This is a genomic window from Streptomyces sp. NBC_00341 (genome assembly GCF_041435055.1).
GTDB lineage: Bacteria > Actinomycetota > Actinomycetes > Streptomycetales > Streptomycetaceae > Streptomyces.
Window position 1 is genome coordinate 5,665,410 of the sequence record NZ_CP108002.1, and the last position, 22,022, is coordinate 5,687,431.

Below are 22,022 nucleotides of genomic sequence, written 5' to 3' on the forward strand. Positions count from 1 at the left end.
TACGGCATGACCGCGCCCACCGTGCGACGTCGTCGACTTGGATCAGGGCTACGTCGATTGCGCGAACAAGCTGCGCTCACGCTGGATGAAGCCGAGACCCGGTCCGGTCTCAGCGCATCCAAGATTTCGCGCTTGGAAAGTGCCACCCGAGGTGCACGCCCAACGGACGTTGAACTACTCATGAGCGTTTACGGCGTTGAGGACGACGACGTCAGGTCGTTCCTCCTCACTCTGGCGCGCGATGGGGGCAAGCGTGGTTGGTGGCAGACATACGATCTGGCCCCGGTATACGCAGACCTCATCAGCCTGGAATCCGACGCGGCGTCCATGAACTCCTACGAACCGTTGCTCATTCCTGGCCTGCTACAAACCGCCGCGTACGCCCGCGCAGCGATCACGGCTATCAGCATGTCCGCGACGCCGGATGAGATCAGCCCTCTTGTTGAGGTACGAATCGCGCGACAGGCGGTGCTCAGCCGACCCAGGCCCCTGACGTTTCGAGCCATCATTCACGAGGCAGCCCTCACCGCTCGGGTCCCGGGCGCTGGGGTCATGCGCGATCAACTGCAACGCCTCCTGGACGTAGCCGAGTATCCGCACGTCAGAATTCAGGTGCTGCCGATGGAAGCTGAGTTGCATCCTGGGACAACGGGCGGCTTCACCATCCTGGGCTTCGGTCAACGGGCGCTCGACGTCACCTTGCTCGAACACCTTGATAGCAGCCTCTATATCGAGGAAGAGGCGGACGTTGCTCGGTACTCCGAGGCGTACGAACGGTTGACCGCAGCCGCGTTGCCGTTCAACAAGTCGATGTCCCTCATCGCCAGCAAGAAGGAAGAACATCAGTGAACACCTTGCCCCCCGGCCTCCAGGTTGTAACCGTTGACTGGCAGAAGTCGAGTTACAGCGGAGCCAATAGCAACTGCGTAGAGACCGCCCGCTTCGATGACGGGATCGGCGTCCGAGACAGCAAGGACGCGGCTGGTCCGGTCCTCAGCTTCGGTACTCGTGCTTGGGACGACTTCATCGGCGGCGCGAAGGCGTCTATCTGAACTGTGCGAGAGGTACCCCAGCCATCGGTGCTGGAGCCTGTGAGCCACCAGACGAGCGACAAGCCCCGGCTGATCTCTGCCGGGGCTTGGTTGTGCGAGGCCGTATCGCCTCGCGCAGGGGGAGGCGCGTCACTCTCCGGCCGGTGCCACCCCGATCGGGCACGAGACGCCCGTCCCGCCGATCCCGCAGTAGCCCGCCGGGTTCTTGTCCAGGTACTGCTGGTGCGCGGCCTCCGCCGGCCAGAAGGGGCGGCCCTCGGCCGGCAGGATCTCCGTGCTGATCTCGCCGTGGCCGGAGCCCGTGAGGACCTTCTGGTACGCCTCGCGGGACGCCGCCACGGCGGCCGCCTGGGCGGGGGAGTGGGTGTAGACCGCGGAGCGGTACTGGGTGCCCACGTCGTTGCCCTGGCGGAAGCCCTGGGTGGGGTCGTGGGACTCCCAGAAGACCTTCAGGAGCTGCTCGTACGTGACGACGCGCGGGTCGTACACGACGCGGACGGCCTCCGTGTGGCCGGTCAGGCCGGAGCAGACCTCCTCGTACGCGGGGTTCTCCGTGTAGCCGCCCTGGTAGCCGACGAGCGTCGTCCAGACGCCGTCCGTCTGCCAGAACTTGCGCTCGGCGCCCCAGAAGCAGCCCATCGCGAAGTCCGCGACCTCCAGGCCTTCCGGGTACGGGCCCAGCAGGGCGTTGCCCAGGACCGTGTGGCGGGACGGGACGGTGAATTCGGGGGTGGGGCGGCCGCGCAGCGCCTCCTGCGGAGTGGGGAGCTGCGGGGTACGGCGGTGCAGGAACATGCGGGGGCTCCTCGTGGGTCGGCGTGCTGTCCGTACAACGCACCGGGACCGCCGTGGATTCCGCCGCCGGTTCCGAGGAAGGTTCCGCCGCCCGGTCAGCGGCGGGGCGTGCCGTTGTCCGACTCGGTGTCCTCGACGTAGGCGGCGGTCCGCTTGCGGGCCTTGAACCAGAAGTAGAGGCCGAGGCCGATCAGGATCAGGGGTATCAGTCGGGCCATGAGGTGTACCGGTCCCATCAGTCAGTCGGTCGCCGTGTCGGTGCCTACCGTCGCACACCCTCGGCGCCGGGCGCTCTACCTCGGCAGCGTCGCCGGGCTGCCGCCGTTCGCCTCGTAGCCGGCCACCGCCAGCGCGCGGTACACGGTGTACTCGGCGGCCGGGTCCGAGCTCTCCGACCACGGCAGCGCGCCCACGTGCCCGTCGATGTGGACGAACTGGTTCATCGCCTCCGACCAGCGCTCCATCCGGACCAGGAACAGCACCAGGAGGTGGCGGACGTGGGCCAGCATCGGGTCGTCCGCGCGGGCCGCGTGCACCGCGAACAGGGCGCCCTCGACCGCCTTGGTCACCGACTGGCTCTGATAGAAGCTCCGCACCATGTTGACCTCGGGCAGGTGCTCGTACAGCGCGAAGAGCGGCAGCGCGGCCAGCAGCGAACCCTGCGGGGCGCGGGCGGCCGCCGCGGTCGCGAAGCGGTCGGCCTCCTCGCGGGAGCCGTGCCACTTCTCGCACCAGAAGTGCAGCGCCGCGATGTGCGCGCCCATGTGCGCGGGCGCCCGGTCGATGATCTTCGCCCAGAGCTGGTCGAACTCCTCGTGGGAGTAGCCGAGCCCACGCGCCGCCGCCAGCTCCACCAGGTACGGCACCGGGTCGCCCGGAGCCAGCAGGGCCGCCTCGCCGACGACCGTACGGGCCTCCTCCAGGATGATCCGGAAGTCGTCCGTACCCACGGTGGACGAACGCCAGGCCTGCTGGACCAAGAACTCGGCGTGCACCGCCGCGCCGCCCGCGTCCTTCGGGGACTCGGCCCGCCACTTGCGCAGCCACGCCCCGCCGACACCCGGCCGCTGCGCCAGCTCCAGCGAGGCGGCCCCGGCGAACGCCTGTACCCGCTGCCACCGCACCTCGCCCTCCTTCGGCGTCCCGGACAGCAGCTGTGATGCGGCCCGCCACTCCTGGGTGCCCTGGACGACGTCGAGGACGTCCAGGAGGTCCTGGTCGGGTCCCGGCATCCGGATGTCCAGCTCCTCCTGGCGCGCGAAGCCGTAGGTGTCCGGGTCGGCGGCGTCCGGGGAGCCGGGCGCCACCTGCCGGATTCCGCCGCGGCGCCGCAGCACGTACGGGCCGGCGACGGCGGCGAGCAGGCACAGCGCGAGCAGGAACCAGAGAATCTCCATACACCCATTGTCCCCGGACGGCCCAGGTGCTCCGTGAGCGCCCTCGGGACGAACTACGCTCGGGCCCCATGAGCGACCAGCACAGCTTCGAAACTCTCGCGATCCACGCGGGAAACACCGCCGATCCCCTCACCGGCGCTGTTGTTCCCCCCATTTACCAGGTCTCCACGTACAAGCAGGACGGCGTGGGCGGGCTGCGCGGCGGCTACGAGTACAGCCGCAGCGCCAACCCGACGCGCACCGCGCTGGAGGAGAACCTCGCGGCCCTGGAGGGCGGCCGCCGCGGGCTCGCCTTCGCGTCCGGTCTGGCCGCGGAGGACTGCCTGCTCCGTACGCTGCTGACGCCCGGCGACCACGTGGTCATCCCGAACGACGCCTACGGCGGCACGTTCCGGCTGTTCGCGAAGGTCGCCTCGCGGTGGGGCGTGGAGTTCTCGGTCGCGGACACCTCGGACGTGGCGGCGGTACGGGCCGCGATCCAGCCGCGCACCAAGGCGATCTGGGTGGAGACGCCCTCCAACCCGCTGCTCGGCATCACCGACATCGCGGCCGTCGCCGGTGTCGCCCGCTCCGCGGGTGCGCGGCTGGTCGTCGACAACACCTTCGCCAGCCCCTACCTCCAGCAGCCGCTCGCCCTGGGCGCCGATGTGGTGGTGCACTCCACCACCAAGTACATGGGCGGCCACTCGGACGTCGTCGGCGGCGCGCTGATCGTCAACGACCCCGAGCTGTCGGAGGAGTTGGCGTACCACCAGAACGCGATGGGCGCGGTGGCCGGGCCCTTCGACGCCTGGCTGGTGCTGCGCGGCATCAAGACCCTCGCCGTCCGGATGGACCGGCACACCGAGAACGCCACCAAGGTCGCAGACCTGCTGACCCGGCACCCCAAGGTCAGCCACGTCCTGTACCCGGGACTGCCCGAGCACCAGGGGCACGAGATCGCCGCCAAGCAGATGAAGGCGTTCGGCGGCATGGTGTCCTTCCGGGTCGCGGGCGGCGAGCAGGCGGCGGTCGAGGTCTGCAACCGGGCGAAGCTGTTCACGCTCGGTGAGTCCCTCGGCGGCGTCGAGTCACTCCTGGAGCACCCGGGCCGGATGACGCACGCCTCCGCGGCCGGATCGCCGCTGGAGGTCCCCGCCGACCTGGTCAGGCTCTCCGTCGGCATCGAGAACGGCGACGACCTGCTGGCCGACCTGACGCAGGCCCTCGGCTGAGTCCGGCTCCCCAGCCGGTAGCGGCGGTACGCCCCCCCGGGGCGGTGCGTAGAACCCACGCGCCGCCCCGACGGCGCACCGCCGCTACCAGCCGCCCAGCGGCGGCGTCGTCTCGGCCGGCGGCGCCTGCCAGGGCTGGACCGTCACCGCCCACACCGCGAACACCGCCACCGCGGCGATCAGCACCAGCAGCCCCAGCCGGCGCAGGGCCCGCCGCCGGCGCAGCACCCGGCCGCCGAGCTCCGCCGCCCGTTCCGCCAGATCGGCGGGGACCGGCGGATGCGGCCCGTCCAGCATCCGCCGGACCTCGTCCTCCTTGCGGCCGGTACCGCTCATGGCGCGGCCTCCCGCCGGACGGTGGGGCCGCGGGTGCCGCGCATCGTCGCGACCGAGCGGTTGCAGATCGCGCGGATCCGGTCCGCCGGCAGCCCGAGCAGCGCCGCGGTCTGTTCCTCGGGGACGCCCTCGTGCAGCCGCAGCACCAGCACGAGCCGTTCCTGCGGGGTCAGCCCGGCCAACAGCCCGCCGCGCGGCTGGTGATGGCGCCAGGCCTCCCGCGCGAACCGGGCGGCCAGATCCTGCCGGGTGCGGTTGTACGGGTCCTCGCCGTGCAGCCGGTCCCAGTCCGCGTACGTACGGGCCAGCGCGGCCGTCAGCAGCCGCTGCGCGCGCTCGTTGGCACCCGGCGGCCGGGCGGGTTCCGCGGTGAGCAGGGTGGCGGCGTGCAGCAGCCGGCCGGCCGCGCCCGCCACGAAGGCCTCGAACTCCTGGGCGCGGCGCCGCTGTCGGCCCGCCTGGCGCTCTCGCACCCTGTCATCCGAGCGCGCCGCGGGCCCCCGGTCAAGGCCTGGGGACCCGAGTACGGCCCTCAGTCCGCGGCGCGGCAGCGCTTGCCCGGGAAGACCCTAGTCCGCGGCGGGCGGCTGGTGCGCGCTCTGCCGGGCGGCCAGCGCCGCGTTGAAACGGGTGAGCAGCGCACAGAACGTGTCCCGCTCCCCCGCGTCCCAGTCGCCCGTCACCTGGGACATCAGCTCGCGCCGCGAGGCCCGGACCTCGTCGAGGCGGGCCTGGCCGCGCGGGGAGAGCTGGAGCACGACGGCCCGGCCGTCCTCCGGGTGCGAGGTCCGCTTGACCAGGCCGGTGTCCACCAGCGGCGCGACCTGCCGGGTCACGGTCGAGGAGTCGATCCCCATCCCCGCGGCCAGCGCCTTGACGCCCATCGGGCCTTCCCGGTCCAGCCGGTTGAGCAGCAGATACGCGGCCCGGTCCATGGAGTTGCGCACCTGGCCGACACCGCCGAGGCGGGTCTGCTCCGCACGGCGGGCGAAGACCGCCACCTGGTGCTGGAGGGCGTCGAGAAGGTGGTCGGGACCCGGGTTCTCCGGGGCTGCGCCCCCGGAAGGAGACGCGGCAGTCGTCATGTCCTGAGGGGGCATGGCCGGGGGCTCTCTTCGTGCGGTGTCGGATGGGTGGGGGACAGAGTACGCGGCCCCGGGGCAACGCGTACCAGCGCTGCACAAACCTGCGGACATCGGCGCAGGACGGCATCCCTCGCGGCGGCCGCCACCCCTGCCGGCTGCAAGACTTGCCATATGAACTTCTCGCCGCCCACCCGGTTTCCCCCGCTGATCCTCGATGACGTCAAGGGGGCGCAGAAGATGCTCTCCGGCGTGTCCAGGGTCACCGCCATGGAGGGCAGCCGCCATCTGACCGAGCTGGTGGGCGCTCCCGTCCATTTCAAGTGCGAGAACCTCCAGCGGACCGGCTCGTTCAAACTGCGGGGTGCGTACGTACGGATCGCCGGACTCTCCCCGGTGGAACGGGCAGCGGGCGTGGTGGCCGCGAGCGCCGGGAACCATGCGCAGGGTGTCGCGCTCGCGTCTGCGCTGCTCGGCGTACGCTCGACGGTCTTCATGCCGGTCGGTGCGCCGCTGCCGAAGGTCGCCGCGACGCGCGAGTACGGGGCCCGGGTGCGGCTGCACGGCCATGTCGTCGACGAGACGCTGGCCGCGGCGCAGGAGTACGCGCAGGAGACCGGTGCGGTCTTCATCCACCCCTTCGACCACCCGGACATCATCGCCGGTCAGGGCACGGTCGGCCTGGAGATCCTGGAGCAGTGCCCGGAGGTGCGCACCATCGTCGTCGGGATCGGCGGCGGCGGGCTCGCGGCCGGGATCGCGGTCGCGGTGAAGGCGGTCCGGCCCGATGTGCGGATCGTCGGGGTGCAGGCGGCGGGCGCCGCCGCCTACCCGCCCTCACTGGCCGCCGGCCACCCGGTGTCGATCGGCTCGCTCCAGACGATGGCGGACGGCATGAAGGTGGGGCGGCCCGGCGACGTCCCCTTTCCGCTGATCAGGGACCTGGTCGACGAGGTCCGCACGGTGTCGGAGGACGAGCTGTCCAGTGCGCTGCTGCTCTGCCTGGAGCGGGCGAAGATGGTCGTGGAGCCGGCCGGGGCGAGCCCGGTGGCCGCCCTGCTGAGCGACCCGAAGTCGTTCCGCGGGCCGGTGGTGGCGCTGCTCTCCGGCGGCAACGTGGACCCGCTGCTGATGCAGCGCATCCTGACCCACGGCATGTCGGCGGCCGGCCGCTATCTGAGCCTGCGGCTGCGGCTGACGGACCGGCCCGGCGCGCTGGCGACGATGCTCGCCGTGCTCTCGGTGGCCGATGCCAACGTGCTGGACGTGAGCCACGTACGCACCGATCCCCGGCTCGGCCTCACCGAGGCCGAGGTGGAGCTCCACCTGGAGACGAAGGGCCCGGAGCACTGCGCGGAGGTCGCGGCGGCACTGCGCGAGGCGGGGTACCTGGTACTGAACTGAGGAGCCGCCCCATTGGTCCGTGAGCGGCCGTGAGCGGCCGTGGGCGGGCCGTGGGCGGCTGTGGACCGTCGCGAGCGGACCTTGTGTATCGCGATGTATCGCGTTACTGTGCCATCGCCCAGTCCGTCGGCGTACATACGTTCGTCTTCGCTGTTCGCCGGGCGGGGAAAGACGGGCAAATCTAGGATCTGTGAGGAAGCCACCCAAACCCACTGGGGGAACTCCATATGCCAGGCGCGATATACGCCGAAGGTCTGGTCAAGACCTTCGGTGACGTCACCGCACTCGGCGGTGTCGATCTCGACGTGCCGGAAGGCACTGTCCTCGGGCTTCTCGGCCCCAACGGCGCCGGTAAGACGACCGCCGTGCGCGTCCTGACGACGCTGCTCAGGCCCGACAGCGGCAGCGCCTTCGTCGCGGGCATCGACGTCCTGAAGAGGCCCAACGAGGTACGGCGCTCGATCGGGCTCTCCGGCCAGTTCGCCGCCGTCGACGAATACCTGACCGGCCGCGAGAACCTCCAGATGGTCGGCCAGCTCTACCAGATGAGCCGGCGCGACGCGAAGGTCCGGGCGGGGGAGCTGCTGGAGCGGTTCCACCTGGCCGACGCGGCGGACCGCCCCGCCAAGACGTACTCCGGCGGGATGCGCCGCCGTCTCGACCTGGCGGCGGCGCTCGTCGTCTCCCCGCCGGTCATGTTCATGGACGAGCCGACCACCGGCCTCGACCCGCGCAACCGGCAGCAGCTCTGGGAGGTCATCGAGGAGCTGGTGGCGGGCGGTACGACGCTGCTGCTGACCACCCAGTACCTGGAGGAGGCCGACCGCCTCGCCCACGACATCTGCGTGATCGACCACGGTCTCGTCATCGCCCGCGGCACCTCCGACCAGCTCAAGGCCCGCACCGGCGGCGAGCGCGTCGAGGTCGTCGTGCACCAGCCGGACCAGATCGACCCGGCCCGCTCCGTCCTGGGCGCGCTGGGCAAGGGCGAGGTCGCCGTCGTCCCGCACATGCGCAAGCTGACCGTCCCGGTCGACGGCGGGGCCAAGCTCCTCGCCGAGATCATCCGCGAACTCGACAGCCGGGGCGTGGAGATCGACGACATCGGTCTGCGCCGCCCCACCCTCGACGACGTGTTCATCTCCCTCACCGGCCACGCGGCCGAGCAGCAGAAGAACGAGGGCGACGGGGCGGACGGACAGCCCGCGGCCGCCGGATCGGAGGCAGGGAAGTGAGTGCCCTCAGCGACGCGGCCCCCACTCGCGCACCCCGGTCGAGCGGCGGCATCGGCCAGTCCGTCCGGGACTCACTGGTCATCGCCCGGCGCAACCTCATCCGCATGACCCGGATTCCGGAAATGATCCTTTTCGGGATCATCCAGCCGGTGATGTTCGTGGTGCTGTTCACGTACGTCTTCGGCGGCTCGATCGCCATTCCGGGCGCGGGCGTCAGTGCCGGCGCCTACAAGGAATTCCTGATGGCCGGCATCTTCGCGCAGACCGTGACCTTCGCCACCGCCGGCGCCGGTGCGGGCATCGCGGACGATATGCACAAGGGGCTCATCGACCGGTTCAGGTCGCTGCCCATGGCGCGGGGCGCGGTGCTGACCGGGCGCACACTGGCCGACCTGGTGCAGACGGCCATCACACTCGCGGTACTGGCGGCCGTCGCTCTGCTGGTGGGCTGGCGCACCCACGAGAACATCGGTGAGGTGCTCGCGGGCTTCGGCCTGCTCCTGCTGCTCGGCTACGCGTTCACCTGGATCGGCGCACTGATCGGCCTCTCCGTCCGCACCCCGGAGGCGGCCACCTCGGGCGGCCTGATCTGGCTGTTCCCGCTGACCTTCATCTCGAACGCGTTCGTGCCGGTCAACGGGATGCCGAGGTTCCTGCAGTACGTCGCGGAGTGGAACCCGTTCAGTGCCACGGTGGCCGCGGCCCGCCAGCTGTTCGGCAACACGATCGAGGGCGTGCCGAAGTCCGTGACGGGCGCCTGGCCGATGGAACACCCCATCTGGGCGTCGCTCATCTGGTCCGTGCTGATCATCCTGTTCTTCCGGACCCTGGCGGTCCGCAAGTACCGCTCGGTCGCCGTCTGACCGCCCAGGACGAGCAGAGAACGGAGAACAGAGAGCGACGAGCAGTGAACTAGAGAGCAGAGTGCCCCGGCCACTTGCGGCCGGGGCACTCTGCTCTCTAGTTCACTGCTCTCTGCCGAGCTGTGCGGATCAGCCGGAGTACGGCTTCGCCGAAAGGATCTTCACCGTCGCGGTCTTGCCGTTCGGCAGCTCGTAGTCCGCGGTCTCGCCCATCTTCTTGCCGTTCACGCCCACCCCGAGCGGGGACTGCGGGGAGTACGTCTCGATGTCCGCGCTCGCGTACTCGCGGGAGGCCAGGAGGAAGGTCGTCGTGTCGTCGTCATCGCCGTCGAAAGCGATCGTCACGACCATGCCGGGCTCGACCACACCGTCGTCGGCCGGCGCCTCGCCGACCTTCGCGTGTTCCAGGAGCTGGGTCAGCTGGCGCACCCGGAGCTCCATCTTGCCCTGCTCCTCCTTGGCCGCGTGGTACCCGCCGTTCTCACGCAGGTCCCCCTCCTCACGGGCCGCCGCGATCTTTACGGCGATCTCCGTGCGCGCGGGACCAGACAGGTACTCCAGCTCGGCCTTGAGCTGGTTGTACGCCTCCTGCGTGAGCCAGGTGACGTTTTCGCTGGTCTGGGTCACAGGGTGCTCCTCGTCGGTACTGGGAATACAAAGCATCGCCCTACCCCGAAGCATGCGCTTCCACGGGTGGGCGAAACCACGAGCCTAACAATTCACCGGGAAAAGGGGGAGAAGGTAACCGACCGATCCTGTCGAACCGCAGGTCAGCGGTGCCAAGAGCAGGTCAGGACGTGCGTGCGGCGGTCAACGCGACGCCCCGTTGTCGTCCGTGCAGCCCAGCAGTTCGGCACTGGTCCCCCTGGACGTCGTGCGCAGCGAGAGAACGCGGTCGATCCGGTCGGTGTCCTCGTCGAAACGGAAGTCCTTGCGGGCCACGTCGGAGCCGTCCTCGCTCTGCGAGCGGATCGTGCAGTAGCCCTTGGCATCCCGGTCCTTGCGGACCTCCAGATGCACTTCGACCCGTTCGTCCGAGACGACCTTGAACTTGATCACCTCGGCGCTGATCCCCTGGCCCGAGACGTAGTCGTAGCCGATCCAGCCGACCACGCCGAGCAGGGCGACGCCCAGCACCGAGCCGATGATCTTGAGTTTGCGGTCCGCACGCTGGTCCGCGGAGCGGCCGTAGCGGTTCTCGGGGGGCGCCTCGCGCACCGCAGTCATGATCGTTCCTCCCGTGCCGGGGATCGAAGGAATTTTCCGCCCCCCGGTTCGGTCACTATAGAAGCCTCCACCCGCCACCCGACCGCCACCCCACACCGACGTCCCTGCGGGACGGCGACCTGATGGCGACCGATCACTGAGGAACGAGTCTTGACTGAGCAGCTTCGACTGATGGCCGTGCACGCCCACCCCGACGACGAGTCGAGCAAGGGCGCGGCCACCATGGCCAAGTACGTGTCCGAGGGGGTGGACGTGCTGGTAGTGACCTGCACGGGCGGTGAGCGCGGCTCCATCCTCAATCCGAAACTCCAGGGCGACGCGTACATCGAGGAGAACATCCACGAGGTGCGCAGGAAGGAGATGGACGAGGCCCGCGAGATCCTGGGCGTCAAGCAGGAGTGGCTCGGCTTCGTCGACTCCGGACTGCCCGAGGGCGACCCGCTGCCGCCGCTGCCCGAGGGCTGCTTCGCGCTGCAGGACGAGACCGTCGCCGCCGGACGCCTCGTCGCGAAGATCCGCGCGTTCCGGCCGCAGGTCATCACCACGTACGACGAGAACGGGGGCTACCCGCACCCCGACCACATCATGACCCACACGGTCTCGATGATCGCCTTCGAGGGCGCGGCCGACGCCGGGAAGTTCCCCGAGGCGGAGTTCGGACCGGTCTGGGCGCCGCAGAAGCTCTACTACAACCAGGGCTTCAACAAGCCGCGCACGGTGGCCCTGCACGAGGCGCTGCTGGCCCGCGGCCTGGAGTCCCCGTACGCGGACTGGCTGAAGCGCTGGAAGGAGTTCGAGCGCGCCGAACGCACGCTGACCACGCATGTTCCGTGCGCGGACTTCTTCGAGATCCGTGACAAGGCGCTGATCGCGCACGCCACGCAGATCGATCCGGACGGCGGCTGGTTCCGGGTTCCGATGGACATCCAGCAGGAGGTCTGGCCGACCGAGGAGTACGAGCTGGCGAAGTCCCTCGTCGATACCTCCCTCCCCGAGAGCGACCTCTTCGCGGGCATCCGCGACAATGCCTGATATGTACGCGACTCAGGCACTGCCGCACCTCGTCCCGCTCGCCGAGGAACTGGACAAGAACAAGGTGACCCCCGGGGTCCTCGGCTTCATCGTCTTCGCCGCGCTCGCGGTGGGCGTGTGGGCGTTGATGAAGTCCATGAACCGGCACATGGGGAAGGTCGACTTCGAGGAGGCTCCGGAGGCGCCGGTGGCGCCGGGGACGCCGAAGGCGTCTGCCGCGGGTTCTGCCGGTTCCGCGAAGCGGAAGTAGTGGGGCGGGGGTGGGGCGGTACCGGAGGCCGGTGACCGCTCCGCCCCCGGGTGCCGGGCGGGCCGGGTGCCCTCAATCGCCGGGCGGGCTGGATTTTGCCGGGCTGGGCCGGGAAAAGCGGCCGCCCGGTGGGGGGAAAGATGCCCTCAATCGCCGGGCGGGCCGGTTTTGGCCCGGTCGGACTCAGGGCGTCGGGGCCGGGACGCCCATGATCTCCCGGGCGTGACGGGTCGGGGTGAGGCCCAGGCGCCAGGCCTGCCAGCCGTCCTCCAGGTCCACCCCGCGGTTCAGGACCACCCGGAACGCCTCCGCGCACTCCTCCACCTTGCCGTCCCTGGTCGGGTGGCCGGCCGCGATCAGCTCGTCGAGCTCCTGCTGGGCCACCACCGTGCCCACCTCGATGCCGCCCGGTGAGGCGTACGGCAGCAGCGTGCAGCGCAGGAAGCGGGCCCAGTCGGCGCCGCGGGCGTCGCCGTACGAGTCGAACAGCCCGGCCGCCTCACCGCACAGGTCCAGCGCCTGCCGCGCGCGCTGGTTGCCCGCGTCGATCAGGGCCAGCTCCAGACACGTCCACGCCTCCCCGTGGGCGACCCCGATCCGCCGGAAGTCGGCGCGCGCGTCCACCAGGAGCTGGCGGGCGAATCCGGAGTTGCGCAGGTTGCCCGTCTGAGCGGCCCGCTGGTCGCGGGTGACCCGGCCCGAGTGGTGCCGGGCACACGCCAGCCCGTACACGTCCCGCATCCGGGAGAACATCGTGCGCGACCGCTCCAGCTGCCGTACCGCCTGATCGGTCTCGCCGGTCTCCTCCAGTGCCTGGCCCAGGTAGTAGAGCGTCCACGCCTCGCCCCGGGCGTCCTCGTTGTCGCGGTGCCGGGACAGCGCGGCGTTCAGCTGCTCCACCGCGGGGGCCGGATCGCCGTCCAGCAGCCGGGCGCGGGCCAGCTGGGTCAGCGCCCAGGCCTCGCCGCGCTCGTCGCGGGTGCGCCCGTACAGATCGAGGGCCGTACGCAGCGCGAGCTCGGCCCGCTCCACATCGCCCATCCGCAGCCGCACCTGACCCAGCTGGAACTGCGTCCACGCCTCCCCGTGCAGCGACTCGCCCTCGCGGTGCAGGACCAGCGCCGTGTCCAGGAGCGCCAGCGCCTCGGCCGGGTGCGCCCGGTCACGCTCCACCGCGGCCAGCGCGTGCATCGACCAGGCCCGGTCGGCGGCCTGGTCCTCCGAGGTCTGGAGTTCCAGCGCCTCCCGCAGCCGGGCCGCCGCCTCGGTCAGATTGCCCTGGTGGTGCAGGGTGATGCCGAGCGAACAGAGCGCCAGCGCCGTCCCCGAGTCGTTCTGCGCCTCGCGGTACAGGCCGACGACGGAGGACAGTGTGGTGCGCGCCTTGTCCAGCTCGCCCAGCTGACGGGCCGCGATCCCGGTCCGCCACTGGACGGAGCGCTCCAGCAGCCCCTGGTCGACCGCCTGCGTCAACTCGCTGATCTCGCCGAGGCGGTAGAGGTCGCCGCGCAGCAGGCAGTAGTCGCACAGCGCGCCCAGCAGATCGAGCACCGCCGCCTGGTCGACGCCCTCCGCGTGCCGCAGCGCGGAGGTGATGAAGCTCGACTCCTCGTCCAGCCAGCGCAGCGCCGCGTCCAGCGAGGTGAAGCCGTGCGAGCCGAACTGCCCTGCCCTGGTGGACATCTTGCCGTCCACCATCCGGATCACCGCACCGGCCAGCTCCGCGTAGTTCACGATCAGCCGTTCCTGCGCGGCCGTGCGCTCGGCCGGTTCCTCCTCGTCGAGCAGCCGGGCCAGCGCGAAGCCCCGTACGAGGTCGTGCAGCCGGTAGCGCGAACCGCGTACGTGGTCCAGCAGCCCGGCCCGGGACAGGGCGGTCAGCAGCCGCTCGGCCTCCTGCTCGTCGGCCGACAGCAGCGCGGCGGCCGCCGCTGCGCCCAGGCTGGCACGGCCGGCCAGCGCGAGCCGCCGAAGCAGCCGCCGCGCCTGCTCGGACTGGTCGGTGTACCGCAGCCACAGCGCCCGCTCGACCGGGGTCACCGGGCCGTACGCGGCGAGATCCGAGGCCAGGGCGCTCGGAGTGCGTTCCCCCAGCGAGGAGCCCGCGATCCGCAGCGCCAGCGGCAGCCCGCCGCACAGTTCGGCGATCGCCTCGCCGGCCGGGTAGTCGTACGGCCCCAGGTCCTCCTCCTGGGACGCCTCGCGCAGCAGCTCCTCCGCGCCCGCCGGGTCCAGCGCCCCGACCTCCAGCTGGTGCACCCACGCCTGGAGGGACCCGGGCAGTTCGAGCGGCTCGCGGGCGGTGACCAGGACCAGGCTGTCGGAACGCTCCGGGATCAGCGTGCGGACCTGCTCCACGTCACTGGCGTCGTCGAGGACGATCGTCACCGGGGTCCCGGTCAGATGCTGGTGGTACAACTCGCTGAGCCGGCGCACCTGCTGCTCGGCGGAGGATCCCGCGGAGCGGCCGGCCGAGCCTCCGTCCCGGAACAGCAGCTGCTCGCGCGGCGCGCCCAGCCGGTTCAGCAGGTGGAGCAGCGCGTCCCGGGTCGGCAGCGGCGGCTCGCCGTCCGCGCCGCCGCGCAGGTCCACCACGCACGCGCCCCGGAACTGGTCCTTGAGGTCGTGGGCCGCCCGCACGGCCAGCGTGGTGCGTCCGGCGCCCGGCGGGCCGTGCAGGACGACCACGGTGGGCTTCGTCTCGGTGGACGCACGGGCCGCGTGCACCCACTGGCCGATCCGGCCGAGTTCGGCCCGTCGCCCGGCGAACTGGCCCTGGTTGGACGGGAGATGGCTGAACGACTGGTCGAGGATCGCCCGCATGCGGGCCGCCGCGCTGCGGTCGCCGCCGCGCAGGGCCGGGGTGGTGCGGGCCTTCGCGGCGGCGGCCTTCTTCGCCGGGGTGCGGGACGAGGCGGTCAGCATCCGCTGCTGGTCGAGGAACGGCCGGATGCCGCGTACCTCCAGTGCTGTCAGCCACTGGAGCCGCAACTGCTCGGTGCCGCCCGGCTGTCCGAGGGCTCCGGCCCGGCGGGAGGCGGCCGGCCAGTGCGAGGCGGTGACCTTGGCGACGGTCGCGGTGGCGCCCGCGACCGCGACGACGGCCCCCGCGCCGAGCGCCAGCCCCGACGCCGTACCGAGCACCAGATCCGCCCCGAAGGCGGCCGTCGCGGCAACTCCCGTGACCAGCAGCGGTGTTCCGAGCGAGGCCTTGTCGAACTTCTGCTTTCCGGCCGCCGCGGCGTCGAGGGCCTGGACGTACGAGGCGTACTCCTCTGCCGCGCCCGATGCCATGGAGTCCAGCGCGCCCCGCGCGCGCGTCATCAGCACGCCGGAGTCCGCCCGTCCGCCGGTGCGCCGCACCTCCTCCTCCACGGCCCGCACCAACAGCCGTTCGGCTTCCGCGCGATGGCTGTCCCGCATGTGTGTCCCCCTCGGTTCCTGTCCTCTCGGCCGGGCCCGCATCCGGCCGCCTGGAGGACCAGTCTCCTGCCTGGGGCCGGTGCGCGACAGGGCGTCCGCGAGACTGCGGTGCTGTTTCTGCCTCGCCGGGAGGCGCGCCCTGCCGCCCGAACGAGGTCCGGGCGGCAGGGCGAGGCGTGCGACGGGACGGGCTCGCGCCCGCCCCGTCGGACCGGACGCCGTTACCGCTGCCGGGCGGCGCGACGGCGTGCCACCAGGACTCCGCCCGCCCCGAGGATGACGGCACCGGTGGCCGCGGCCGCGAGGGGCAGGGCGGAACCGGAGCCGGTCGCCGCGAGGCCACCGCCCGAGGAGCCCGAGGCGGAGTCGCCGCCCGTGGCTGCGGTCCCGGAACCGGACGCCGAACCGGATCCGGACGTCGAACCGGAACCACCGGACGCGGTCGTCCCCGAACCGCCGGAACCACCCGTGCCGCCCGAATCGCCCGAGCCGGACGTCGAACCGGAACCGCCGGAGGCGGCCGCCCCCGAACCGCCGGAGCCGGACGTCGAGCTGCCGCCCGTCGCGTCGGCGCCGTCGACATTGAGCAGGATGTCCGCCGTGTCGTTCGACTTGACCGGGTCGAAGGGCCGGGACTTCTTTTCGAGCGCTACCGATCCCTTGGCCCCGGCCACCGCCTTGTCGATCTTCAGCTTGAATTTGTAGGTGGTCTCGCTGTCCGCGTAGACCCGCGAGTTGTAGGTGCCGCAGTCGTACGTCCCCTGCCCCTGGCTCTGGCAGGACGCCTGGGTGACCGTCGTGCCGGCGGGCATCTTGACGCGGATGTGGGTCACGGAGGTGTAGGGCTCCCCGGCCACCCAGCCGGGCCCCGCGTTGGTGAACTTCACGGTCAACGGGACCGTGTCGCCGACCTTGCCCTTCAGCTGGGCGCCCGTCACCTGGAAGTCGGCCGTGCTCTTGGCGGTCACGTTCGTCTTGCGCCAGGCGGGCTCGGTGGAGCCCGGGGCGGCCGGGGTCTCGTCGGGTCGTTCCACCAGCTTCACCGCGGGCCCGGTGCCCTGATCCGGCGGGCCCTCATCGCCCGTACCGGTCTCGATGCGGCTGTCGCTGACTCTCACGGCCAGCTCGTCGTTCAGGGCGCTGTCCTGCACCTTCAGCTTCAGGCCCTCGGGCGCGTAGACGACACCGGGGTCCACCGTCCGGTCGAACTCGCAGACCATGACGAAGGACTGAGGCGTTTCGTCGGCGCCACCGAGGTTCTGGGTCGAGCAGTTGGAGGGCGTCTGGGAGAAGCCGAGACCAAGGGTCACGGACCAGGCCATCCAGACCTTGTCGAGCGCCGCGGTGCCCATGTTGGTGAAGGAACCCGGCAGGCCGAGCTCGCTGCCCGGCTTCACCCCGTCGATCGGGCCGATCCTGCCCAGCGCGAGACCGGCGGCGTCCGAGTCCGCGGCACCTGCGGGCGCGGCACCCAGCGCCATCAGTGCAACGGCGCCGACAGCACCGGCGGTCTGGAGGAGGGCGCGACGGCGGGGAGAAGTTTGGACCATGAAAACCTCTGAGTGAAGTGACAGATGCGGAAACCGCAACAGTTGCGGGAACGCTTGTTCGCTCAGGAGACCTTCGGTGTGGCCGGGGGGTTGTACGGGAGCGAGGGCCGCATTCGGATCGCATCCCCGGAAGACGAACTGGTCGGCGGGTGGACCTGGACCCCTGACTTAGGCGAACTGCCGGGGCCCGGACGCTGTGACCGCGCCGGAGCCCAGCTTGCACTCCGCGGCCGGAGGTGTCGTGCGGGTGCGTGGCGAGGGGCCCGGTGCTACCGCTCCGTACGACGCAGGAACTGCCAGCCCAGGACGGCCAGGGCGAGTGTCTGCCCGAGAGAAGCGAGCACGAGCAGAGGCTGAACGACGGGAGAGCACCAGAACGCGGTCGAGCAGACCATAGGCAGCACCAGGTACGTGAACAGGTCCACCGCGGTCTGAAACCGCTTGCGCACGGTGCGGCCCGCAACGTTGCGGTGGTAGACCTCCCAGCCGAACACTGCGCCGTGGGCGGACGTGAGTTCCCCCAGGCGCGGTCCCAGCCGTTCGCGTACGTAGCAGCCGATCGCGGATATCTTCTCGTCATTGACCAGGTAGGTCCAGCCCAGGATCAGGCAGATGGCGGGGGCGGAGAGCAGTAGTTGGGACTGTCCGCTGTGGACGGTGACCGCCACGACCGCGGTGACTGCGGCGAGCGTGAAGTAGAGCAGGTTGTCGCGGAACCCTATGCGGGTCTTCTGTTCCTCCTTGAGGCGGTCGTACTCGGCCAGCAGGACTTTGCTCTCGGTGACATCGTCCATGGAGGTCACAGCCATTCCTCTGCTCGATTTCAGGATCAGCCGGCGACCTGGAAGGGCGTCAGGTTGTCGGGGTTGTGCCGTTCGATCCAGTCCTTCCCGTCTGCCGCGACCCCCTCCAGGAGCCGAAAGGTGTGGGTGAAGCCGGCCGCGCTGAGACTGATTTCAGAAAACTCCCGGGCGCTCTCATCCGGTGTCAGTTGATGGGCATCGGCGTCCTTTACACGGATCTTCCGGGCCGGTCCGTTGGTGAGGACGAGCTCCAGGTCGTAGCCGACATCGGCGTTCTCTGTTACCTGCACCGAGGACAGTGCGTCGAATCGGTAATTGCTCCGCTGCTCGTTCTTGCGCGTTGCGTCGGAGAACTTGAGCTCGGAGCTGATCTCGCGGATGCCGTCCCGGGTGAAGAGGAACAGGCGGATGACGTAGTGCGAGTACCGCCATGGTCCGCCCCGGACCCGGGCCCGTCTGTAGGAGGGCGCCGGGGCCACCAGGATGGTGTGCGTGATCAGATCCCGCCAGGTGAGCCGGTGGTGCCGCAGCGCCTCATCGATGAACGAGGTCTTGTCGCAGGTGAGCCAGGTCTCCATTTCCAGCTCGCTGGGGCGGGTCTCGTCCAGAAGCGCCTTCCAACGCTGGTGGGCGTTCTGTCGTGCGGTCAGCTGTTCCTGGTACTCGCGAGCCTCCCGGGCCGTTCGGTGCTCTTCACGCCGGACCTCCAGCCACAGCTGGGCGGCCGCGTGCCCCGACCAGGCCGCACCGAGCAAGGCCAGGAACGCCCACAGAGGCTGCGGCTGGGCGGCACCCGAGACCGCAGTCCCGAACCCTGACAGAGCCGCGGCGCCGAGAGCGGCGAGGGCTACCACGGTCAGGGCCATTGTCCTGGCCGGCGTCTGGTCCTGGCGGAGATGATCGAACAGGGTGCCGTTGTTGTGGCGGTTCCGGGCCTCCTCTGCGAGGTACCGGATCAGCCAGGTGACGCGACCCACACCGATCCGGCTCTCCCGGTAGAGGTCCGCGATCTCGGCGGCGAGGTCGCTGCGGACCTCTGCGGTGTGTGCGAGCCACGCCTCCGAGGTGAACCCGTAGGGTGTGCGGACGCTGAAGTAGTGATCGAACTTACTGCGGACGCCCTTGGTGAACCCGTCCTCGGCAGGTGTGGGGCTGTGTGGCTCTGGAACGCTGGCCCCGGCCGTGTGCTCTGGCCGGGACTCCCGGCCCCACCACCGGACGCCGCATCGGGCCGCGATGCGGCCCGCGCCGAGTGCCACCAGTGACTCGCAGACCGCCTGGGCCGGATGTGCGCTCCATGCCAGGGCCCCGAGCATCACACTGCTGGCCACGAAGAGGACCACCCGGAGCGGCAGGGCGGCTCGGGCCGCGGCGGCAGTAGCAGTACTCGGGCGGGGCAGCACAGCTCGCGCCCCGATGGGGGAGGGCTCGAAGTATGCCCAGACCCGTTGGACCCGGGCGTTGTCGAAGCGCTCCGCCCTGGCCCGTTCGAGGGTCTCCGTCCACAGGTCGTCCTTCAGCCCTCCGGTGAGCACGAGGTCGAGGTGGCGAAGGATCGCATCATGCTGGCGGGATGGCAGGTCCTGCAACTGTTTCAGTACAGGTCCGGCGCCTCCGCTCGCGGTGCCGAGCGCCGCCAGCAGGTCGAAAGTGACGCGCAGGGCTTCTTTCCACTTGTCCTCGGCGTACGTCCGCACGAGCCCGGAGGCGTGGTGCAGCCGCTGGACCTCTTCGACACTGAGGTCGTGGTAGGTGCGTGCGCTGAGCATGGCGAGCACCCAGTGGAACCGAACCTCCGCGTTGTGGTAGCCGTGAGCGATCGCATCAGTGATCATTTCGCGGGCGCGGCTGGGGATTCCGTCTTCCAGGAGCCGCACGCCCACCCTGTACTTCTCCTGCGGCGAAGCATCCGGGTGGACGAAGTAAACGTTGGAGTTGTGTACGGTCTCCGCCTGGATCCCGATGGTGGAGTCGTATGCGGCCGAGCTGTACGTGCCACCGTCGCTGTCGCTCATGCCCGGTCACCGGCAGCGGCAATCAAGGGGACCAGCTCGGCCAACAGTGCAGGGCAATCCGCGACCAGTCCGCGCAGTCTCCTGAGCGTCATGGCCGTCCGCCTCGATGAATCTAGGGTGCTTTCCTCGGCTGACTGGAGGGCGGAGTCCAGGTCGGCCAGGGCTTCCCGGTACGTGTCCGAGTCGAGGACGCCTTCAGCGTGGTGTCGCCCCACATTCTCGCGGAAGCCCTTGAGCGCTGCGACCAGGTTCACCGGGCCGGACTCCTGCGGAGCCGTGTTCATGTGAACGCTGCTGCCCGTGACTGAGCCGGCCATGATGCCGACGGTGCTGTTGTGGACAGTGTTGCTGACGGGGCGGCTGAGCGGGGCGGCCGTACGGAGCCTGTCTTCCTGGGGCATGGCGGTCTCCTCCTGTTCCGCTGCCAGTTCCACCGCCAGCCGGATGGCGAACGCCGCCGCGTTCGCTGCGGCTTGCGGCTGCCGGCTGCGGTCGTCCGTGCTGTTCTTCGTGCCGTCCGCCCGGTCGCTGATCCCCCGGATGATGGCCACGGGTGCCCCGTTGAGATGGCCGGCCTGTGCCACACCGGCTGCCTCCATCTCGATGGCGAGGGCGTCGTTGTAGTGCTGGCGGATCCACTTCGCCTCTGCCGAGATCCTTGAGTTCTGGACGACCTCGCCGGCGGCGATCGCCCCGAAGCGCACCTGTGGCGCGTCCTCGTGGCCGGAGGCGGAATCCGCCCAGTCGTTCAAGCGGGCCAGGTGCGCGGCGAGCTGGCTGATGCCGTGCGGTGCTTCCCACACCCGTGGGCGGGCTTTGAGCCCGTCGTCCTCGCTGGTCCCACCGTGGTAGGCGTACACGTGTGACGCCACTACCACGTCACCCAGTCTGGTGGCATCCCATAAGGCGCCGGCGACCCCGACGAACAGCACGGCCACCGGCGAGAACTCCTGAATCGCGCGTTCGGCGATCACTGCGGCGGAATGATTCCCCTTGCTTGTCAAACCGAGCGCCACACGGTGCGCAGTGCCCTGAACGGTTCCCACTTCGAATCGTGTACCACGCTCATGGCGGTGCATTTGCGGACTCACCAGCTTCTGGCGCACGGCCTGGTACTCAAGATTGAGGGCGGTGAGAATCACCACTGGGTCTTTCGACATCTATTCCTCTTCCCCTCTCGTGTTCTCTTCCGTAGTGGACGGCACCGGCCGGATCAGCGGTGGGAACAGCACGGTTTTCGGACCGGCCCGGTACAGCCGCGCGGGCCGTCCGCCCGTGCTCCTGCGGTCTGTGCCGACGGGGATGATGAATCCCTTCGCGGCTTGGACCTTCCGGTAGAAGTTGCGAGTGTCGAGATCGGTGCCCCAGACGGCCTCGTACACCTGTTGTAGCTCTGCGATGGTGAATGCCTCCCCGCAGAACGCCGTGGCCAGCGACGAGAACTCAAGCTTGGTACGGGCGTGTTCGATTCCATCCGTTGCGATGCGACGGTGATCGAAGGCGAGTTCTGTCTCCCCGGACAGCACGGCTTCTGCGGGAACCCATGCGGCATCGGTGGCATCCGTTCCCGCGACCGGGTCGGGCAGCCCTGGTGCGATCGCCAGATGCGCCACCGAGACGACTCGGCCCCGGGGGTCGCGGCCCGAGTCTCCGTACACGCCCAGCTGTTCAAGGTGTACCCAGCTGGATGCCAGTGCCGTCTCCTCGCTCAGTTCGCGGTGAGCGGCATCCAGAATCTCCTCGCCGTCGTGGTTCAGGAATCCTCCAGGCAGGGCGGGCATACCCCGGAAGGGGTCTTCGCCCCGCTCCACCAGGAGGACGTGCAGATGGCTCTCCCGCAGCGTCAGGATCACGAGATCGACCGTCAGCAGGACAGAAGGCGGTGACCATGCGTCATCATGCATGTTCTGTAAGGTACTTCAGTTACTGTCACTTGCACAAGAAGACTACTCAAGGGCTTACTGTCGCTCTCGACTCGGCGGTCCCGGTGCGGGTGGTGGGCCTGCGGCATCGAAAGCGTTGAGGTGGTCGTCGAGCGTTCCATCGACGTCGGGCCCGAAGCGTTAGCCGCTGCCCACGTTGAGGTCGTTCACTTTGCGGTCCACGCTCAGGACGGCGTAGACCCTGGCCGTGAGTGTGCTGAAGGCTGCGTTTGTTCGCACCACTGCGTGTGCTGCGCGTGAACTGTGCTTCGCCGGAGCCCACAGCTCGACGATGTCGCGGCGTGCAGCCATCGGGCGGGCTTGGATCCGGCTATGGCCGCTTCTCGGCAAGAGTGCGTGGGGCATGGAAAGCTGATCGGTGCCGGGCGCAGGCACGGTCGGTTCAGGAGACGCATGGTCGA

22 protein-coding genes are annotated in these 22,022 nt (G+C 70.1%); 8 read left to right on the forward strand and 14 right to left on the reverse strand.

Going from position 1 to position 22,022, the window contains the following annotated elements; all coding sequences use genetic code 11:
• Positions 1-6: 6 nt before the first annotated feature.
• Together OG892_RS25690 and OG892_RS25695 are read left to right on the forward strand one after the other, a co-directional pair.
• On the forward strand, positions 7-849 hold the full coding sequence (locus OG892_RS25690) for a helix-turn-helix domain-containing protein (protein ID WP_371630390.1): 843 nt from the start codon (positions 7-9) through the stop codon (positions 847-849).
• Positions 846-1,052, forward strand: a complete 207-nt coding sequence (locus OG892_RS25695) for a DUF397 domain-containing protein (protein ID WP_371630391.1) — start codon at positions 846-848, stop codon at positions 1,050-1,052. The genes OG892_RS25690 and OG892_RS25695 overlap by 4 nt, the downstream gene beginning before the upstream one ends.
• Before the next feature lie 129 nt (positions 1,053-1,181).
• Here OG892_RS25695 and msrA read toward each other — a convergent pair whose 3' ends face one another.
• From msrA to OG892_RS25710, 3 genes are all read right to left on the reverse strand, one after another.
• Entirely contained in the window at positions 1,182-1,847 is a 666-nt protein-coding gene (gene msrA, locus OG892_RS25700) for a peptide-methionine (S)-S-oxide reductase MsrA (protein WP_371630392.1), read from the reverse strand.
• A 95-nt stretch (positions 1,848-1,942) separates the two neighbouring features.
• The gene (locus OG892_RS25705; protein ID WP_274535152.1) at positions 1,943-2,065 is read right to left on the reverse strand and encodes a hypothetical protein; all 123 of its coding nucleotides are present in this window, start codon (positions 2,063-2,065) and stop codon (positions 1,943-1,945) included.
• 75 nt (positions 2,066-2,140) lie between these two features.
• Complete coding sequence (locus tag OG892_RS25710; RefSeq protein WP_371630393.1) at positions 2,141-3,244, reverse strand: hypothetical protein; 1,104 nt, start codon at positions 3,242-3,244, stop codon at positions 2,141-2,143.
• Between the two features lie 68 nt (positions 3,245-3,312).
• Here OG892_RS25710 and OG892_RS25715 point away from each other — a divergent pair, with 68 nt between their 5' ends.
• Positions 3,313-4,458, forward strand: coding sequence for a cystathionine gamma-synthase (locus OG892_RS25715; protein ID WP_327338727.1), 1,146 nt, complete (start codon positions 3,313-3,315; stop codon positions 4,456-4,458).
• Between the two features lie 84 nt (positions 4,459-4,542).
• On the opposite strand, the gene OG892_RS25720 is transcribed toward OG892_RS25715, so the two are convergent.
• The 3 genes from OG892_RS25720 to OG892_RS25730 form a co-directional block, all read right to left on the reverse strand.
• Positions 4,543-4,794: a hypothetical protein gene (locus OG892_RS25720; protein WP_371630394.1), complete on the reverse strand. Its 252-nt coding sequence runs from the start codon at positions 4,792-4,794 to the stop codon at positions 4,543-4,545.
• Positions 4,791-5,267: a sigma factor-like helix-turn-helix DNA-binding protein gene (locus OG892_RS25725; protein WP_328865627.1), complete on the reverse strand. Its 477-nt coding sequence runs from the start codon at positions 5,265-5,267 to the stop codon at positions 4,791-4,793. The genes OG892_RS25720 and OG892_RS25725 overlap by 4 nt, the downstream gene beginning before the upstream one ends.
• A 96-nt stretch (positions 5,268-5,363) precedes the next feature.
• On the reverse strand, positions 5,364-5,894 hold the full coding sequence (locus OG892_RS25730) for a MarR family winged helix-turn-helix transcriptional regulator (protein WP_371630395.1): 531 nt from the start codon (positions 5,892-5,894) through the stop codon (positions 5,364-5,366).
• 156 nt (positions 5,895-6,050) lie between these two features.
• On the opposite strand from OG892_RS25730, the gene ilvA reads away from it, so the two are divergent.
• From ilvA to OG892_RS25745, 3 genes are all read left to right on the forward strand, one after another.
• Complete coding sequence (gene ilvA / locus OG892_RS25735) at positions 6,051-7,280, forward strand: threonine ammonia-lyase (RefSeq protein ID WP_328865625.1); 1,230 nt, start codon at positions 6,051-6,053, stop codon at positions 7,278-7,280.
• A gap of 227 nt (positions 7,281-7,507) precedes the next feature.
• A complete protein-coding gene (locus tag OG892_RS25740; RefSeq protein WP_073736777.1) occupies positions 7,508-8,515 on the forward strand; it encodes an ATP-binding cassette domain-containing protein in 1,008 nt (335 codons plus the stop codon).
• Positions 8,512-9,378, forward strand: a complete 867-nt coding sequence (locus tag OG892_RS25745; protein WP_073736776.1) for an ABC transporter permease — start codon at positions 8,512-8,514, stop codon at positions 9,376-9,378. Before OG892_RS25740 ends, OG892_RS25745 begins: the two co-directional genes overlap by 4 nt.
• Positions 9,379-9,507: 129 nt before the next feature.
• On the opposite strand, the gene greA is transcribed toward OG892_RS25745, so the two are convergent.
• Together greA and OG892_RS25755 are read right to left on the reverse strand one after the other, a co-directional pair.
• Positions 9,508-10,005, reverse strand: coding sequence for a transcription elongation factor GreA (gene greA / locus OG892_RS25750; protein WP_024488974.1), 498 nt, complete (start codon positions 10,003-10,005; stop codon positions 9,508-9,510).
• 183 nt (positions 10,006-10,188) lie between these two features.
• Positions 10,189-10,605, reverse strand: coding sequence for a DUF4307 domain-containing protein (locus tag OG892_RS25755; protein ID WP_371630396.1), 417 nt, complete (start codon positions 10,603-10,605; stop codon positions 10,189-10,191).
• A 150-nt stretch (positions 10,606-10,755) separates the two neighbouring features.
• Between OG892_RS25755 and mca the strand changes: the two genes are divergently transcribed.
• Positions 10,756-11,637 carry a mycothiol conjugate amidase Mca gene (gene mca / locus OG892_RS25760; protein WP_371630397.1) on the forward strand — a complete coding sequence of 294 codons (882 nt, stop codon included), beginning with the start codon at positions 10,756-10,758 and terminating at the stop codon, positions 11,635-11,637.
• Position 11,638: 1 nt separating this feature from the next.
• Complete coding sequence (locus tag OG892_RS25765) at positions 11,639-11,887, forward strand: hypothetical protein (protein ID WP_371630398.1); 249 nt, start codon at positions 11,639-11,641, stop codon at positions 11,885-11,887.
• A gap of 183 nt (positions 11,888-12,070) precedes the next feature.
• Here OG892_RS25765 and OG892_RS25770 read toward each other — a convergent pair whose 3' ends face one another.
• The 6 genes from OG892_RS25770 to OG892_RS25795 all read right to left on the reverse strand — a co-directional run bounded on the left by OG892_RS25770 (position 12,071) and on the right by OG892_RS25795 (position 21,582).
• Positions 12,071-15,310 carry a tetratricopeptide repeat protein gene (locus OG892_RS25770; protein ID WP_371630399.1) on the reverse strand — a complete coding sequence of 1,080 codons (3,240 nt, stop codon included), beginning with the start codon at positions 15,308-15,310 and terminating at the stop codon, positions 12,071-12,073.
• A 221-nt stretch (positions 15,311-15,531) separates the two neighbouring features.
• Positions 15,532-16,860: a hypothetical protein gene (locus OG892_RS25775; RefSeq protein ID WP_371630400.1), complete on the reverse strand. Its 1,329-nt coding sequence runs from the start codon at positions 16,858-16,860 to the stop codon at positions 15,532-15,534.
• A 269-nt stretch (positions 16,861-17,129) separates the two neighbouring features.
• The gene (locus OG892_RS25780; protein WP_371630401.1) at positions 17,130-17,669 is read right to left on the reverse strand and encodes a hypothetical protein; all 540 of its coding nucleotides are present in this window, start codon (positions 17,667-17,669) and stop codon (positions 17,130-17,132) included.
• Positions 17,670-17,689: 20 nt separating this feature from the next.
• Complete coding sequence (locus OG892_RS25785) at positions 17,690-19,678, reverse strand: hypothetical protein (RefSeq protein WP_371630402.1); 1,989 nt, start codon at positions 19,676-19,678, stop codon at positions 17,690-17,692.
• Positions 19,675-20,838 (reverse strand): purine phosphorylase, encoded by a 1,164-nt coding sequence (locus tag OG892_RS25790; RefSeq protein WP_371630403.1) that lies wholly within the window; start codon positions 20,836-20,838, stop codon positions 19,675-19,677. The genes OG892_RS25785 and OG892_RS25790 overlap by 4 nt, the downstream gene beginning before the upstream one ends.
• Positions 20,839-21,582 carry an NUDIX domain-containing protein gene (locus OG892_RS25795; RefSeq protein ID WP_371630404.1) on the reverse strand — a complete coding sequence of 248 codons (744 nt, stop codon included), beginning with the start codon at positions 21,580-21,582 and terminating at the stop codon, positions 20,839-20,841.
• Between the last annotated feature and the right edge of the window lie 440 nt (positions 21,583-22,022).

What these genes read in the sequence shown, in the direction of transcription:
- OG892_RS25690 (WP_371630390.1), top strand. Translation starts at nt 7, where the DNA reads ATGACCGCGCCCACCGTGCGACGTCGTCGACTTGGATCAGGGCTACGT.
- msrA (WP_371630392.1), bottom strand. Translation starts at nt 1,847, where the DNA reads ATGTTCCTGCACCGCCGTACCCCGCAGCTCCCCACTCCGCAGGAGGCG.
- OG892_RS25705 (WP_274535152.1), bottom strand. Translation starts at nt 2,065, where the DNA reads ATGGCCCGACTGATACCCCTGATCCTGATCGGCCTCGGCCTCTACTTC.
- OG892_RS25710 (WP_371630393.1), bottom strand. Translation starts at nt 3,244, where the DNA reads ATGGAGATTCTCTGGTTCCTGCTCGCGCTGTGCCTGCTCGCCGCCGTC.
- OG892_RS25715 (WP_327338727.1), top strand. Translation starts at nt 3,313, where the DNA reads ATGAGCGACCAGCACAGCTTCGAAACTCTCGCGATCCACGCGGGAAAC.
- OG892_RS25720 (WP_371630394.1), bottom strand. Translation starts at nt 4,794, where the DNA reads ATGAGCGGTACCGGCCGCAAGGAGGACGAGGTCCGGCGGATGCTGGAC.
- OG892_RS25730 (WP_371630395.1), bottom strand. Translation starts at nt 5,894, where the DNA reads ATGCCCCCTCAGGACATGACGACTGCCGCGTCTCCTTCCGGGGGCGCA.
- ilvA (WP_328865625.1), top strand. Translation starts at nt 6,051, where the DNA reads ATGAACTTCTCGCCGCCCACCCGGTTTCCCCCGCTGATCCTCGATGAC.
- OG892_RS25740 (WP_073736777.1), top strand. Translation starts at nt 7,508, where the DNA reads ATGCCAGGCGCGATATACGCCGAAGGTCTGGTCAAGACCTTCGGTGAC.
- OG892_RS25755 (WP_371630396.1), bottom strand. Translation starts at nt 10,605, where the DNA reads ATGACTGCGGTGCGCGAGGCGCCCCCCGAGAACCGCTACGGCCGCTCC.
- OG892_RS25765 (WP_371630398.1), top strand. Translation starts at nt 11,639, where the DNA reads ATGTACGCGACTCAGGCACTGCCGCACCTCGTCCCGCTCGCCGAGGAA.
- OG892_RS25770 (WP_371630399.1), bottom strand. Translation starts at nt 15,310, where the DNA reads ATGCGGGACAGCCATCGCGCGGAAGCCGAACGGCTGTTGGTGCGGGCC.
- OG892_RS25775 (WP_371630400.1), bottom strand. Translation starts at nt 16,860, where the DNA reads ATGGTCCAAACTTCTCCCCGCCGTCGCGCCCTCCTCCAGACCGCCGGT.
- OG892_RS25780 (WP_371630401.1), bottom strand. Translation starts at nt 17,669, where the DNA reads ATGGCTGTGACCTCCATGGACGATGTCACCGAGAGCAAAGTCCTGCTG.
- OG892_RS25785 (WP_371630402.1), bottom strand. Translation starts at nt 19,678, where the DNA reads ATGAGCGACAGCGACGGTGGCACGTACAGCTCGGCCGCATACGACTCC.
- OG892_RS25790 (WP_371630403.1), bottom strand. Translation starts at nt 20,838, where the DNA reads ATGTCGAAAGACCCAGTGGTGATTCTCACCGCCCTCAATCTTGAGTAC.
- OG892_RS25795 (WP_371630404.1), bottom strand. Translation starts at nt 21,582, where the DNA reads ATGCATGATGACGCATGGTCACCGCCTTCTGTCCTGCTGACGGTCGAT.